The sequence below is a fragment of the Pseudomonas fjordensis genome (genome assembly GCF_976987115.1).
Map to the genome: position 1 here is coordinate 2,470,422 of NZ_OZ336860.1, position 14,859 is coordinate 2,485,280.

General features: G+C 59.1%; 9 protein-coding genes. 7 read left to right on the top strand and 2 right to left on the bottom strand.

The genetic code is table 11. The annotated features are described in order from the left end of the window. Positions 1-3: 3 nt before the first annotated feature. Genes ACWHXD_RS11395 through ACWHXD_RS11420 form a run of 6 tightly spaced genes read left to right on the top strand, consistent with a single transcriptional unit; the run spans position 4 to position 11,919 of the window. Positions 4-2,523: a type VI secretion system Vgr family protein gene (locus tag ACWHXD_RS11395; protein ID WP_138762652.1), complete on the top strand. Its 2,520-nt coding sequence runs from the start codon at positions 4-6 to the stop codon at positions 2,521-2,523. After that, complete coding sequence (locus ACWHXD_RS11400; protein WP_138762651.1) at positions 2,520-4,316, top strand: esterase/lipase family protein; 1,797 nt, start codon at positions 2,520-2,522, stop codon at positions 4,314-4,316. The genes ACWHXD_RS11395 and ACWHXD_RS11400 overlap by 4 nt, the downstream gene beginning before the upstream one ends. Beyond that, complete coding sequence (locus ACWHXD_RS11405; RefSeq protein WP_138762650.1) at positions 4,304-5,557, top strand: T6SS immunity protein Tli4 family protein; 1,254 nt, start codon at positions 4,304-4,306, stop codon at positions 5,555-5,557. Before ACWHXD_RS11400 ends, ACWHXD_RS11405 begins: the two co-directional genes overlap by 13 nt. Beyond that, on the top strand, positions 5,554-6,888 hold the full coding sequence (locus ACWHXD_RS11410; protein WP_186932426.1) for a T6SS immunity protein Tli4 family protein: 1,335 nt from the start codon (positions 5,554-5,556) through the stop codon (positions 6,886-6,888). The genes ACWHXD_RS11405 and ACWHXD_RS11410 overlap by 4 nt, the downstream gene beginning before the upstream one ends. 20 nt (positions 6,889-6,908) lie before the next feature. Beyond that, positions 6,909-10,547, top strand: coding sequence for a type VI secretion system membrane subunit TssM (gene tssM / locus ACWHXD_RS11415; RefSeq protein WP_138762649.1), 3,639 nt, complete (start codon positions 6,909-6,911; stop codon positions 10,545-10,547). Between the two features lie 49 nt (positions 10,548-10,596). Further along, on the top strand, positions 10,597-11,919 hold the full coding sequence (locus tag ACWHXD_RS11420; RefSeq protein ID WP_098952012.1) for a hypothetical protein: 1,323 nt from the start codon (positions 10,597-10,599) through the stop codon (positions 11,917-11,919). A 150-nt stretch (positions 11,920-12,069) separates the two neighbouring features. Here ACWHXD_RS11420 and ACWHXD_RS11425 read toward each other — a convergent pair whose 3' ends face one another. Together ACWHXD_RS11425 and ACWHXD_RS11430 are read right to left on the bottom strand one after the other, a co-directional pair. Beyond that, positions 12,070-12,297, bottom strand: coding sequence for a hypothetical protein (locus ACWHXD_RS11425; protein WP_138762648.1), 228 nt, complete (start codon positions 12,295-12,297; stop codon positions 12,070-12,072). Between the two features lie 236 nt (positions 12,298-12,533). Next, positions 12,534-13,487 (bottom strand): AraC family transcriptional regulator, encoded by a 954-nt coding sequence (locus ACWHXD_RS11430; RefSeq protein WP_032892385.1) that lies wholly within the window; start codon positions 13,485-13,487, stop codon positions 12,534-12,536. A 102-nt stretch (positions 13,488-13,589) separates the two neighbouring features. On the opposite strand from ACWHXD_RS11430, the gene ACWHXD_RS11435 reads away from it, so the two are divergent. Then, positions 13,590-14,840 carry an MFS transporter gene (locus ACWHXD_RS11435; protein ID WP_138762647.1) on the top strand — a complete coding sequence of 417 codons (1,251 nt, stop codon included), beginning with the start codon at positions 13,590-13,592 and terminating at the stop codon, positions 14,838-14,840. Positions 14,841-14,859 lie beyond the last annotated feature (19 nt).

The following is a 14,859-nucleotide window of genomic DNA, read 5'->3' on the forward strand; positions in this document are numbered from 1 at the left end:
CACGTGCCCCGCCAAAGCGACCTGCGATTCACCTTCGAGCCCTTGAAAGGCGATGCCTTCGATGTGGTGTCCTTCACGCTTGAAGAAGGCCTGTCCCAGCCGTTCAAGCTGGAACTGCAACTGGCCAGCTACAACGCGGCCATCGACTTCAAAAACGTGCTCGACCTGGCGGGGCTGTTCACCATCTGGCGTGGCGAAACCCCAGTACGTTACGTCCATGGCCTGGTCAGCCTGTTCACCCAGGGCGACACCGGCTTTCGTCGCACCCGCTACACCGTCGTCATCGAACCGACCCTGGCGCGTTTCGACCTGCGCTCCAACTGGCGCATCTTTCAGGGCCAGACTGTGCCCGACATCATCACCAGTGTGCTCGCCGAGCACCGACTGACCGACATCCGCCGCGAAATCTGCTTCGACCACCAACGCCGGGAATACTGCGTACAGGCCGGCGAAACCGACCTCGATTTCATCGCCCGCCTCGCCGCCGAAGAAGGCCTGCTCTACACCTTCGAACATCGCGACGACGGCCACACCCTCGTCCTCACCGACCGCGTCGGCGGCCTGGGCACCATCGGCACGCACAAACATTGCCCCGTGATCTACCAACCCATGGCCGGCGGCGATGCCACGGAACCGGCCTTGACCCGTTTTCACTACACCGAACAAGTACGCACCGCCCGCCAGGTACAACGCGACTACACCTTCACCCACCCGCGCTACGACCAACAGCACACCGCCACTGGCGACCAGGACCTGAAAAACCAGCACAAGGACTACGAACGCTACGACTACCCCGGCCGCTACAAACGCGACATCGCCGGCAAACCCTTCACCAAGACTCGACTCACCGCCCTGCGCAATGACGCCAAACTGGCCCACCTGGCCGGTGACGACGCACGCCTGCAACCGGGGCTGGCGTTCGACCTCAACGAGCATCCCCGCGAAGACTTCAACGACCGTTGGCGCACCATCGCCATCAAGCACGAAGGCAAACAGCACACCAGCTTGCAAGAAGAGGCGTTCGGCAGCGACCACGGCACCTCTTATGAAATGACCGCCAGCGCCATCCGCTGGACCTCAGATTGGAAGGCGCCGCTGCGTGCCAAACCCTGCATCGACGGCCCGCAGATCGCCACGGTGGTCGGGCCGCCAGGGGAAGAGATTTACTGCGATGAATGGGGCCGGGTGAAAGTGCAGTTCCCGTGGGATCGCTCGGACAAAAACAACGATCAGAGTTCGTGCTGGATTCGTGTGGCTCAGGGTTGGGCCGGAGCGACCTGGGGCGCCATGGCCGTGCCGCGCGTGGATCAGGAACTGATCATCAGCTTTCTGGATGGTGACCCGGACCAGCCCATCGCCACAGGCCGGACTTATCGCGAGACCAATTTGCCGCCCTACGAGCTACCTAAGCTCAATGCCGTAGCGACAACCAAAAGTCGCGAATTCAAGGGGACCCGCGCCAATGAGTTGCGCATTGACGACACCACCGCGCAAATCAGCGCGGCGTTGATGAGTGATCACGAGCACAGCGCGCTGCATCTGGGTTACCTCACTCACCCCCGCCATTACGGTGGCGGTAAACCCAGGGGGGAGGGGTTTGAGTTACGGACGGATGGGCACGGTGCGTTGCGCGCGGCAAAAGGTTTATTGCTGACTGCGGAAGCGCAACTGAAGGCCGCTGCGGGCCAACTGGAGCGCCAGCAAGTCATTGAGGTGCTGCACACCGCCCTGGCATTGGCCAAGCAGCTAGGCAGTTCGGCGGAGGTTGCCCAAGGCATTGTCCAGGATTGGCAACCGCAACAGACGCTTACCGAGGCCGTCAACACCCTGGGGCAGGGCGCCAATGACCAGCCCAATGGCACGGGCACTGGCGCGCAGCCCATCATCGCCCTGAGCGGGCCCGCGGGTATTGCTGCCGCCACATCCCGCAGCATTGCCATGGGCGCAGGCGAACACATCGACAGCGTCGCGCAACAGAACCTGCAACTGACCGCCGGTAAAAAAGTGGTGATTAACGCGGGTGACGAGCTGGGCCTGTTCGCCCAGGGCGGTGACATGCGCCATATCGCCCAGAACGGTCAACTGCTGCTGCAGGCCCAGCACAACAGCATCCAGGTGCAAGCAGATCAGAGCGTGGAAATCAGCGCCAGCCAGCAACACGTGCTGGTGGCGGCGGACAAACACATCACCCTGCTGTGCGGCGGGGCCTACATCAAGATGCAGGGCGGCAATATCGAGCTGGGCATGCCCGGCGATTTCATTGTGAAAGCTGCGAACAAACAATTCATTGACCCCAGCCATGCCGCGACGCAACTCAACAGCTGGCCCAGCACCTCGTTCAACGAACGCTTTCAACCCTTTTTCAACGGTCAACCCATGCGCAACCGTGCCTACGCCTTGGTTCGCAAAGACGGCGCACGCTTCGAGGGCTGCACTGATGGCGAAGGCTACGTCACCCTGCAACAGGGCATGACACTGGAAGGGTTGACATTGGAATGGCTAGAAAACGGAGACCCCACATGACCAATAGCCCGACGACGCCCCGTGTCGCCCCCATGCACTACAACGCGCGGGGCAACCCCGTGCATACCTGGACCCTCACGCCCAGCCATATCACCGACCCGGTGCACTGCATATTGCCGCCGGATGGGGTGCTGCCGGTGATTTTTGTGCCGGGGATCATGGGGTCGAATTTGAAGAGCAAGCCGGAGAAAGGAAAGGAAAAGAAGAAGGTGGGTCCCGTCTGGCGGTTGGATGCGGGGTTCATGGGTAAGAATATGTGGCTCGCGAAAAATTGGATTTTCAAAACAGCAGGTGAACGTCAGAAAATCCTGCATCCACTTCGTGCGGAGGTTGATAGAAACGGGGCAGTGCCTAAGCTCGCCGTAGGCACGGTCATTACCCAGCCAGAATTGGACAAGAAAAAGGCCGCCTTGGCCTTGACCAAACGTTACAGAGAGCGCGGTTGGGGCGAAGTCAGCGAAACCAGTTATCACGCGTTTCTTCTTTGGCTGGAAGAAACCCTGAATAACCAGTTCCTGCCTCACCAATGGCCGCAATTCGACGTTCGGCCTGAGCACCTGCATACCGTCGCTGTCGAGCCTGGGCCGACTCATATCACCCGGCTAAAACCCGAAATTCCCATTGCTATGCCGGGATTGGGGGTCAACCTGGCGAGTCAATTGCCGTCGATTATCTCGGATGAGTTGTTAGCGCGCGGTGACTATCGAATGCCGGTGCATGCGTGTGGGTATAACTGGCTGGACTCCAACAAAATCGCTGCACAGCGCCTGGCCGAACGCATAGACGAATTGATGCACCAATACGGTCGAAACTGCCAACAAGTCATTCTGGTCACCCACTCCATGGGCGGATTGGTGGCTCGACGATGTGCGCAGCTGCCCGGCATGAGTGCCAAGATTGCCGGCGTCGTGCATGGGGTAATGCCCGCCACTGGGGCTCCGGTCGCTTATCGCCGTTGTAAGGTCGGTATGAGCGATGAAGATCCGATTGCCGGAGCAGTGATTGGTCCGACCGGCCAGGAAGTGACCGCCGTTTTTGCGCAGGCGCCTGGCGCTTTGCAATTGCTGCCGACACAAGATTATGCCCCTGGCTGGCTGAGGTTGATCGACAACCACGGTGTTTCGGCGATGCCGCGCCAGCCTGTAAAAGACCCTTATGAAGAGATCTATCTGCGCCGCGACCGTTGGTGGGGATTACTGCGTGAAGAGTGGTTGGCACCTAAGGATGGTGATCCGATTACGTGGGAAACATTTGCGGACAACATCAAGAAAGCAAAAGCCTTTCATCAATGTATCAGCGGCTCCTATCACCCTCAAACCTACGTCTATTACGGCAGCGAAGCTAAGTACCCCAGTTTCGAATCCATCACTTGGCAAATGCAGCGCGGGTCTCGCCTCAATGGTCCTCACGGCTCATACCCCGATAGCTTCACAGTTTCAAATCTCGAGATGCATCAGGTCAGAGATGATGGCCGCAGCCCTGTGTATGTCGGCGGCCACGAGCAACCCATACCGCCCATGCGTGGCGATCCCGATGCGCCTGTCAAAATCGTGAAGACCAGTTATTGGGAACTGCATTGCAAGATGCAGGACGGCTCCGGCGACGGCACTGTGCCGGTCAGTTCGGGCAGCGCACCGATAAAACACGCGCGCAACGGTGGCGTTCGCCAGCAAATCAAGGCGCCTGGGTTCGATCATGAGGCGTCCTACGCCAACCCGTTAGCGCAGCAATTCACCCTCTATTCGATTATCAAAATTGCGGCGAAAGCCAAGAGGCCCCTATGCGCCGGTTAATCATTGTTTTTGTCTGCCTGGTGCTGGGCTCTCTTACTGCATGTACTGCGCTCAAACAGCCTAGCGAGAAGGAGAAACGTAACGTGAGCGAGATGACAAGCGATATGCGCACCTGGGCGTTGGGCCGAGGTTTGATTGATTTGCCGGCCAATTGGAGTGGTGGCGGCGACGTGAAGCTCTACTACGGGCTGGGCGCCGATCATGCGTCTGTTGAGGTACGCGTGTTGGGAGAGAGCGTGACGCAGGAGCGGTTTGATGCCGCATTGAATGAGCGTGCGCGTCGAATCGCGGCTGTCAAAAATGATGAGCAGCAGGACGCATCCATGTTGGTTTCAGCAAGGCGTGAAACCTCGCAGAAAATATGGCTGCAGTATTTTGAGAGCACCGAAGTCCCAGATACATTCGTGCACGAATTCCATCTGCTGGTGGGCGACGCCTACGTCATGCTCCGCGCTGTCTCCTTCAATGGTAATACCGCTCCTGTTGAAGATCGTCTGTTAAAACTTTCAAAAGAGATCTTCCAAGTTACCCCCGAAAATGCTGGCGCGGGATTTGCGCTCGGGCCGGTAGTCATTCGCAGTTACCATGATCAGGAGATCGCCAGCTTTGAGTTCAGTCCGCCTGCCTCTGATATTTCGCTGGAAATTTACATCAATGCTTTATCGCCTAGTCAAACGAAGAGCATAAAGACCCGGACCGAGGACGGCGCACGGGTTTTCCTCGCAGGTGATTATGAAAATCTGCGCACGAAGAAGATCACTCTTGCGGGAATGTCGGCGGAAGAATCCCTGATTGGCTTCAGCGACGATACTCATCGTCAACTCCTCTTCGGAGCCGAAAACTATCGTGAGGATCCATCGCTAAGTCGCCCGAGCATGAACTTTCGCATGTCGGCTGGAGGTATGAAAGCCGAACCGATCGGCCCCGACGAACCAGAGGATTTGGTTCGCTGGACCCTGCCCGAATTCGCCAACAAAGGCTACGAACTGCCTCTCTGGCAACAACCCGCGTCACCAGAACCTGTCAACCCCTCCCTCACCGACTACGAAGCCATGGCCGTGTGGGACGCAATCCTCAAATCCGTACGCATCCGCTACGGTTCGGTCGTGCCCAAGCCGGACCCCTGGGCCAACATTCGCGGGCCTAGTGCCGAGGAGGTTGCCGAAAGCAAGCGCATCCTCGATGAGTTCATTGCCAGCTTGGAAAAACGTAGGTCATTACCAGGGGATAGCGATCAATGAATAGCGCCCACCGGCTTTCTTTTAGCCGCCTTCATCCTAAAACCCCCCAGCTTCTTTTCGTTTGCTTGACGCTCGCGTTGCTCGCGGGCTGCACCACCTTCAAACAACCCAGCGAACAGGAGAAACAAACCGTGCACGAACTGACCAGCAACATGCGCACCTGGGCGCTGGGCCGTGGGCTGATAGATTTGCCCGCCAACTGGACGGGGGGCGGGGATGTGAAGTTGCACTACGGGCTGGGGGCCGATCATGCATCCGTTGAAGTGCGGGTGTTGGGCGAAGGGGTGTCACAGCAACGCTTTTCCGCTGCCTTGCAGGAGCGGGCCAGCCGGATCGCCGCGGTCAAAAATTATGAGATGGATGACGTATCAATGCTGGTGTCAGCCAAAGCGCAGGCACCGCAAAGTGTCATGTTGCAATACTACCGGCGTCCAACACCGCGTCAGACTTTCGTTCACGAACTCCACCTGCTGGTCGATGACGTCTACGTCATGCTCCGAGCTGACTCCTTCAAGGGTAATACCGCTCCTGTTGAAGATCGTCTGTTAAAACTCTCAAAAGAGATCTTAAAAGTCACCCCCGAAACCGCAGGCGCGGGCTTTGCGCTTGGGCCGGTTGTCATTCGCAGTCATCACGACCATGAGGTTGCCAGTTTCTATTCTCGCCCCCCTGCTTCAGACGTATCGCTGAACGTCTACTACAACGCCTTATCACCTGATGATGGAGAACGTTTGCATGTCCGAACCCAAAAAGACGGGAAAATATTCCTCGCTGGCGATTATGAACAACTGCGTATAGGCAAAATCACATTAGCCGGAATGCAAGCCGAAGAATCCTTGATCGGCTTCAGTGATGACACACATCGTCAAATACTTTTCGTCAGCGAGAACTATCGAGATAACCCATCCCTAAGCCGTCCAGCTATGAGTATTCGCCTATCGGCAGGCGGAAAGAAGCGTACCGCCATAGATCCTGATAAACCCAGGGATCTTGTGCGCTGGACCCTTCCCCAATTCGCCAACAAAGGCTACGAACTCCCACTCTGGCAACAACCCGCGTCACCGGAACCCGTCAACCCCTCGCTCACCGACTACGAAGCCATGGCCGTGTGGGACGCAATCCTCAAATCCGTACGCATCCGCTACGGCGCGGTCGCGCCCAGACCGGACCCTGAGGCCAACATTCGCGGCCCCAGTGTCAAGGAGGCTGCTGAAAGCAAACGCATCCTCCATGAATTCATCGCCAGCTTTGAAAACCCAAGCTATGTCCCTGGGCGTGGTTCAGCGGGAGCAACAGGGATGCGTTCACCGTGTGTAAGCAACGAACTCTAAAAAAGCGTTAGGAGCAATTCATGAAAACAGTCTGGGGTTACCTCAAACGCTGGGGCCTGCCGGTGCTGCGCCAATTCAACCAGGCATGGCCGGTGTTGGTGCTGTTGGGCGTGATGTTCTTGCTGGTCGCCATCTGGTGGCTGGGCCCGCAGTGGACGTGGCGTGAGCGCCAACCGTTGGCCGAGTGGGCGATGCGGGTCTCGGCCAGTGTGGCGGTGATCGTGGTGCCGCTGCTCATCTGGGCGTGGCGCGTGCGCGAGCGTTATCAGCGTTTGCAGGTTGAGCGCCAGCACGAGGCTGCCGTGCAGGCCGACCCTTGCTTGCCTTATATCGAAGCTCAAGAGCGGGCGCTGGACCGCAGCCTGGGCAATTTGCTCAACAACATGGAGCGCCGTCGTTCGCTGTATCAATTGCCGTGGTACCTGGTGCTCGGTGAGGAGAATGCCGGCAAGACCAGCCTGATCACCCGCTCCAACCAAAGCTTTTCGTTGTCTCATGTGACCAAGGCTGGGGTCAGGGCTCAGGAAGAGCAATTGGCCTATCCGGTGGATTGGTGGATCGGGGACGAGGCGGTGTTGATTGACCCACCGGGTGAATTTCTCAGCCACCCGGATTCACCGGCTGAAAACGTCGAGCAGCAGGGCAAGGTCAAGCCGGTGTTGCCCAGCGGCACTCATGCGCGCCTATGGTCGCATCTGCTCGACTGGCTGACGCGCAACCGCAGCCGTCGGGCATTGAACGGCGTGGTGCTGGTAATTGATATACAGACCTTGTTGGCGCAACGTCCCGAACAACGCAAGGCCCACGCCAACCTGCTGCGCACCCGGCTATTTGAGCTGACGCGGCAATTGGGCACGCGCTTGCCGGTGTACGTGACGCTGAGCAAGTTCGACCTGCTGGAAGGCTTCGAAGAATTCTTCGCCAGGTTGTCACGCAGTGGTCGCGAAGATCTGCTGGGTTTCACGTTCAGCCTGGACGCGGTGGATGACTTTGATGCCTGGCTGGCGGAGCTGACGCGTCAATATCAAGCCTTTGTCGATTGCCTCTGCGAACAGGTTTTCAACAGCACCCGGGAGGCGCGCACGTTGGATGACTGTGATCGCTTGCAGGCGCTGATGCATCAGATGGCGGGCTTGCGCCCCGCGTTGTTTGGCTTCCTGACCGAGCTGCTTGGCAGTGATCGGTTCACCACACCCGCGTTGGTGCGCGGGCTGTATTTTTCCTCGGTGTTGCAGCAGGGCACTCTGAGCAACGCTTTCGTCAAAGAAGCAGGGCAGGCGTATCAACTGCCACCACCGCCACCGGAGGTCAAACCGGCCGGTGGCACGGCTATCTACTTTGCCCAGCAACTGTTCCAGCGGGTGATCTACCCCGAAGCGGGCCTGGCGGGCGACAACATCAAGGTGGCTCGCAGCAAACGGCGGCTGTTGATCGCCGGGTTCAGCGTTGCGTCTTTGGGGTGTCTGGTGGTCGTCGGCACCTGGCAGTTTTACTTCGATATCAACCGCGACAAAGCGGCCAACGTGTTGGCCAAGAGTCAGGAGTTCAGTGAGCGAGACATCGACGCCACGGTCGACCCTACGGGGCGCAACCTGTTGCTGCCTCTGGACCAGATTCGCGATGCGGTGTTGGTCTACGGTGATTACCGTGAAGCCTGGCCATTGCTGTCGGATATGGGCTTGTACCAGGGCAGGGCGATTGGTCCAACGGTGGATGAGGCCTATTTGAATCTGCTGTCCAAACGCTTCCTGCCGGCCATTGCCAGCGGGGTGCTGGAGGCTATTAACACCGCGCCCGCCGGCAGCAATCAGCAACTGGCAGCCTTGCGCGTGTACCGCATGCTCGAAGAGCGCCCCAACCGCCGCCCGGCGATTGTCGAGGAGTGGGTCGCCAAGCAATGGCAGCGCGCCTATCCGGGCCAGGGCCAACTGCAGGCCGACTTGATGGGCCATTTGGGCTACGCGCTGAAATACGCCGATGCCGACCTGCCGAACTACCGCGAGCGCATCACTCAAGTGCAGCAGCAACTGCGCCAGTTGCCCATGGCCGAACGGGTATATATGAGCCTGAAACAGGATGCCCTGGAGCGTATGCATCGGCCGCTGGACCTGCGCACTGAGGTCGGCCCGGCGTTCGATATCGTCTACCGTGCGCTGAACACCGATCAAGCCGGCAGCGGTCTGCAATTGCCGCCGCTGCTCACCGCCAAGGGTTTCAAGGATTACTTCGAACCCGGTACCAAGGGCATTATCGAGCTGGCGATGATTGACCAGTGGGTGCTTGGCGAACGACAACGCCTGGACTACTCCGACGAAGACCGCAACGTGCTGACCCAGCGTATCCGCGCCCTGTACAGCGCCGACTACGTCGACAGCTGGCGGCGTGCGCTGAACCAGTTCGCGGTGACCGACTTTGACGACCTCAGCCACGGCGTGGCGGTACTGGAACAAGTCACCGGCCCGGCCGCACCGCTACGACGCCTGCTGGAAACCCTGCGTGACAACAGCGTGATCTACCCGGCCGCGCCCCTGGCTGAAGGGCAAGCCCCGCTCAAGCTGGACAAGGTGCCCGAGGGGCAACAACAGGCAGCAGGGATTCGGCGCGCATTCTCAAATCTGTCAGAGCTGATCACCGCACGAGGCGAGCAGCCGTCCTACTACGAAGAAACCCTGCGTTCGGTCAGCGCCGTCTATGACTACGCCAAGGCCGTGCACGACAACCCGGACCCCGGCAAAGCCGCCCTTAAAACCGTGCTCAACCGCTTCTCCCTGGGCGGCGCCGACCCCATCGCCAACCTGCAACGCGTCGCCGTGGGGCTGCCCGAGCCGTTGAATCAGCAGGTCAAAAAACTCGCCGATCAAACCTCGCAAGTGCTGGTGATCGCTGCCCTGCGCGAACTGGAAAAACGCTGGGACAGTGAAATCTACAGCTTTTACCGCGAACGCCTGGCGGGCCGCTACCCGTTCAAGGCCAGTGGCGAGGACGCCTCGCTGGAAGACTTTGAAGCCTTCTTCGGCCCGCAGGGGCGTCTGCAGCAGTTCCACGACCAATACCTGAACGTGTTCCTCAAGGACAACCTCGATGCCCTGTACTCCGACAGCCTCGGCGGCTATCTGGTACGCAGCGACGTGCTGGAGCAACTGAAAAAGGCCGAGCGCATCCGCGACACCTTCTTCAACCACCGCGGCCATCTGGCCGTGCAACTCACCATCGAACCCCTGGCCCTGAGCGCCACGCGCCTGAGCAGCATGCTCAGCGTCGACGGCCAACTGATCCCCTACCAGCACGGCGCGCCGCAACGCACGGGGCTGGTGTGGCCCAACAGCCTGGGCAATACCAACGGCAGCCAACTGACCCTGGTGCACAGCACCGGCAACACCGCCAGCCTGAGCTACCGCGGGCCGTGGTCGTTGTTCCGGCTGCTGAGTCGCGGGCACCTCAATGGCCGTACCGACACCAGTGTGGACCTGACCTTCTCAGTCGCCGATGGGTTGATGCGTTATCGGATAGGCGCGGAGAAGGCTAACAACCCGATTACACAGCGCAGTTTTGAAGGGTTTGTGTTGCCCAGGACCTTGTTGGAAGAGCGTAAAACGAAGAGGGACCTGAACAAGGTTGGGGGTGTCGCCGCAATAGCTTTCAGCGTTGAGCGTCCATAAGGCAGCGATGACTGGACAAAATAATCACATACGAAACAGGACTGTTTACATGGCAATCAAGCTCCAAATGTTGACCGACGATCCTAAAGAAATTGAATTGATCGAGCGTTACTGGGCTGTCGATGAATCAGGGCAGTACGTTGAAAAAGTGGGTGCGCTGACGGACGTTATTGAAATGGCACCAGGCGTTACACTCGCCAGCTTCATACGGCAACGTTGCAATGCATTTGATGACAATCAGGTCTGCCCTAAGTGCGCGAAACTGATCGAAATCAAAAATCGCTCAGAGGCCAAAAAGGTCCCTCAACGGTCCACGAAGCTTTGTACGCTTTGCCAAAACGACCATGACGCCATTGCGCTTGAGGCTAAAAAGACCAAAGCCGCAGAGCTTGAACGGCAGTTGGCCGAATACGTACGCAAGCAGTCAACCCGCACGGTGGACTACTCAGCGGTGCCGGATAATCAGGTGGTGCTTCTGCTGGCGTTGGACAGGGCTGTTACCCCGAGGTTGACCAATGGCGGCTTCAGACCGGGTGATTGTCGAGGGCTGGCGCCTCGGTATGTCGATGACTTCATGATGCAATTGCGTGAGGCTGGGCTCGTCCTTGATGACCCCAGTAAAGCAAGCCCGGGCACCTACTATTGGGAGGGCGATGAGATTTGGGTGTTGAGGGACCAGGTTGTCTATCGTTTGGCGCCAGATGTCGCATCAAGGCGTGCGGACGAGGTCATTCGTAACCTGTCGGATAGGGTGTATACCGACGCTGACGGGCTTTTCAACCTGTGGCTTGATTACGCAGTCGCTGATGTCATGCGCTATCTGGACGTTCAGTGCGAACTCTATAACCATGATCTGTCGGAACAAGAGCTGGCAGAAATTAAAAGTACGATGCGCGCAGCATTGCATACCTACAGTGTTTCACAGCTGTGGTCGGTGGCCTGGAAGGTTGTCAGGGACGCCGCAAGTTTAGCTAACCGCGAGTACTACAATCGCCCTAAAGCGGCGGCGACCATTCCTGGAAAGATTCGGCGGAACTTGGAAAAGGTGCAGCGAGAGTCAATTGAACTCAAGACTTGGAGCCGCCCGGAACAACATCCTGCCGGCACACTGGGAATGGTGTTAGGCGAGATTTTGGGTGTTGATGAAGACACCCCAGGCCATAGGGTCTCGTCCCTTGTTGCCTGGCTCACAGGGCAGGCGTGTTCACCCAGCGTCGAAGCAGCGCTTGATGAACCCATACGCGAACTGATGACCTTGGCGCTGTCCCACGATGTCGGCTCTTCCGTGATGCTGCGGTTCGCGGAGTTGATTCGTGCGGGGCATGACGTTGGTTTTGCTATTGAAGAAATTGGTGAGGCGCTGCGCTCGTAAAGCGGGCAGGGTGCTCCATACAATAAAAGTTCTTGTATCTGCGACGGCTCGATGAGGGCACGTTCTGCCTGTGCCACTCCCATGGTGGTGAACAAGCCGACCGCCAGCGTTACGCTGATGCTACGTGAACGCAGGTTCATGAGCGAATGCTCAGGCCGGGCGTGGCCGCAGTTTTTTGCTGATGCGCGCGCACCCTCTAATCTGGTTGAACTGCACGTAATGGGCTTGCGCCGTCCATTCCTCGACCAGGATCAAATACTTGGCCGGCGGATTGATCTGGCGCAGATAGCCGCACAGCAGACGGGTGCGTCGCGCGTTCATCGGTTGCTTTAGCGTCAAGATGACGTTGTCTGCGGCACGGCATTCAGTGATCTCCATGACTGAGCCCCTCATCGAGTGCTGGCGGCAAACGTGCTGGCCCAGTCTCAGAGGCTGGGGATTCTCGCCGCGTGGCCTTCATTCTCAGGTGGGGCGTCGCAGGCGTCTACTGTCATACTTGACAGTCCTTTAGCCGGTTGTGCACTGCCGTGACCCATTCCTCGACGTAACGGGCGTTAAATTATTCAGGGGTAAAGATCGTCGACTACATGCGCTCAGCTTCACGTGACAGTAGGCTACCTCACCTTGCGACTGAACCCCGGTGTCTTCCCCGTAATGCGTTTGAATGCGCGACTGAAAGCCGCCTGGGATGTATAGCCCAAGCGTTGTGCTACCTCTTCGATCGGCAGCCTTTCGAGGGTCAGCCATTGGCTTGCAAGCCGCATTCGCAGTTCGGTGACATAGCGCAGCGGCGTCATGCCAATCGTCACCTGGAAGCGGTCCGCGAAGGCCGAGCGTGAGGTGTTGCATTGCGCTGCCAATTGCGCAACGGTCCAGTCGCGGCCCGGTTGTTGATGGAGCGCTAGCAGTGCACCGGCCAAGCGGGGGTCGCGCAAGGCGGCGACCAGGCCAGAGGCATTCCCGCAAGCGCACTCCACCCAGCCGCGAACGATCATGGCGGCCACCACGTCGGCCAACCGTGCGAGGATACCGGCGAAGCCCACACGTGCGGCGCTGGCCTCGCGTTCCATGGTGGACAGAATAGGCACCAGTCCAGGGTAGCGCTGGCCGTCGGCATCAATCAACATCAGGCCCGGCATCAGTTTGCCGAGGCCATGGATGCTGCCCAGTTCAAACTCCATACAACCACTGAACAAAATGGTGCTCGGCGTTGGGCTGGCATCGGTTCCGGTGTGCACCGCGCTCACGGTGTCACCGAGGGGGACGCCGTCTAGGCGGTCGATGTCCTGAACGGGCACGTCCGCATGGGAATACAGTTGATGGGCCGCGCCGTGGGAGATGAACACGGCGTTGCCGGCAGACAGCGCGTAGGTGGTGCCGTCCTCCATTCGCAGTACCGCATTGCCGACGGCCATGAAATGGAACCATGCATGCCCAGGTTTTTCAGCGAAGCCCAAACCGAAACTCGGACTGGCTTGTATACGCCGGTATTCGACGCCACGCAGGCGCATGCCGCGCAACAGCTCGTTGATGAGATCCGAGGCAAGCGCAAACTGTTCTGCAGACATTGTTCAGGTGTTTTAGTCAAAAATGAGAGATTTTGGATCATAGATCATCCAGATTCGCGCGCCTAGACTGCGGGTCGCAATGATGATTGGGAGATCCCTGCAATGACTGACTGTGTATGTAATGCCGTATCCAACCGCCATCCCGACGCCTTCTCGGATGCAGAGCCTGCGGCCCCCGCGTGGATGGCCGTCTTCTCGCTGGCAATGGGGGTGTTCGGGTTACTGACCGCTGAGTACCTTCCGGCCAGTTTGTTAACACTGATGGCGACTGATTTGGGCGTGTCCGAAGCGCTGGCTGGCCAGGCGGTAACGGTGACAGCAGTGGTAGCGTTGTTCGCCGGTTTGTTGGTGCCAGGCCTGACCCGCGGCATCGACCGACGTTGGGTGTTGCTGGGGTTTTCCACGTTGATGGTTGCCTCCAATCTGTTGGTCGCCGTTTCCTCCAGCTTCGCGGTGCTGTTGTTGATGCGCATCTTGCTGGGGATTGCCCTTGGCGGGTTCTGGAGTATGGCTGCGGCGGTGGCGATGCGCTTGGTGCCGAGTGCGCTGTTACCTCGGGCGCTTTCGATTATTTTCAGTGGGATTGCCGTCGGGACGGTCGTTGCAGTGCCGCTGGGCAGCTATCTGGGCGGGCTGTACGGCTGGCGCAGTGCGTTCTTTGCAGCGGCGGCGGTCGGCATGATGACCCTGGCGTTTCAGTCATTGACTTTGCCGCGCCTCGCGCCGCGCCGGCCGGCACGTCTGCGCACGGTTTTCGACGTGTTGCAGCGCCCGGGCATCGCCATGGGGATGTTCGGTTGTGTACTGGTGCATAGCGGCCACTTCGCGATGTTCACCTATGTTCGGCCATTCCTTGAAGGCACTACCGGCATCGGCCCGCAAGGGCTGTCGCTGATGTTGCTGGGCTTCGGGGCGGCGAACTTCGTCGGCACACTGTTGGCCGGCAAGCTGCTGGAGCGCCGCCCGCTGGCCACTCTGGTGTTGATGCCTGCGCTGGTCGGCGTTGCAGCACTGGCGCTGGTGCTGTTGCCGCCCTCGTTGCCGGGGCAGGCGATACTGCTGGCAATCTGGGGCTTGGCCTTTGGCGGTGTGCCGGTGGCGTGGTCGAACTGGGTCGCCAGCGCGGTACCTGATCAGGCGGAAAGCGCCGGCGGCATGGTGGTGGCCTCTGTGCAGTCCGCCATCGCCACGGGCGCCGCCGCGGGTGGTGCAGTGTTCAGCCTCGGTGGCAGCGCGGGCGTATTCATAGCGGCAGCGGTGCTGATGCTGCTGGCTGCGTTGCTGATTGCGCTGCGTGTGCGGGTGCCTTCTGTCCATGGCGTTCGCGAGTCCAGGCCCGCGTTGCATCTTTGATTCGCTTTTTTTAAACCGC

What these genes read in the sequence shown, in the direction of transcription:
- ACWHXD_RS11400 (WP_138762651.1), top strand. Translation starts at nt 2,520, where the DNA reads ATGACCAATAGCCCGACGACGCCCCGTGTCGCCCCCATGCACTACAAC.
- ACWHXD_RS11405 (WP_138762650.1), top strand. Translation starts at nt 4,304, where the DNA reads ATGCGCCGGTTAATCATTGTTTTTGTCTGCCTGGTGCTGGGCTCTCTT.
- ACWHXD_RS11410 (WP_186932426.1), top strand. Translation starts at nt 5,554, where the DNA reads ATGAATAGCGCCCACCGGCTTTCTTTTAGCCGCCTTCATCCTAAAACC.
- tssM (WP_138762649.1), top strand. Translation starts at nt 6,909, where the DNA reads ATGAAAACAGTCTGGGGTTACCTCAAACGCTGGGGCCTGCCGGTGCTG.
- ACWHXD_RS11420 (WP_098952012.1), top strand. Translation starts at nt 10,597, where the DNA reads ATGGCAATCAAGCTCCAAATGTTGACCGACGATCCTAAAGAAATTGAA.
- ACWHXD_RS11425 (WP_138762648.1), bottom strand. Translation starts at nt 12,297, where the DNA reads ATGGAGATCACTGAATGCCGTGCCGCAGACAACGTCATCTTGACGCTA.
- ACWHXD_RS11430 (WP_032892385.1), bottom strand. Translation starts at nt 13,487, where the DNA reads ATGTCTGCAGAACAGTTTGCGCTTGCCTCGGATCTCATCAACGAGCTG.
- ACWHXD_RS11435 (WP_138762647.1), top strand. Translation starts at nt 13,590, where the DNA reads ATGACTGACTGTGTATGTAATGCCGTATCCAACCGCCATCCCGACGCC.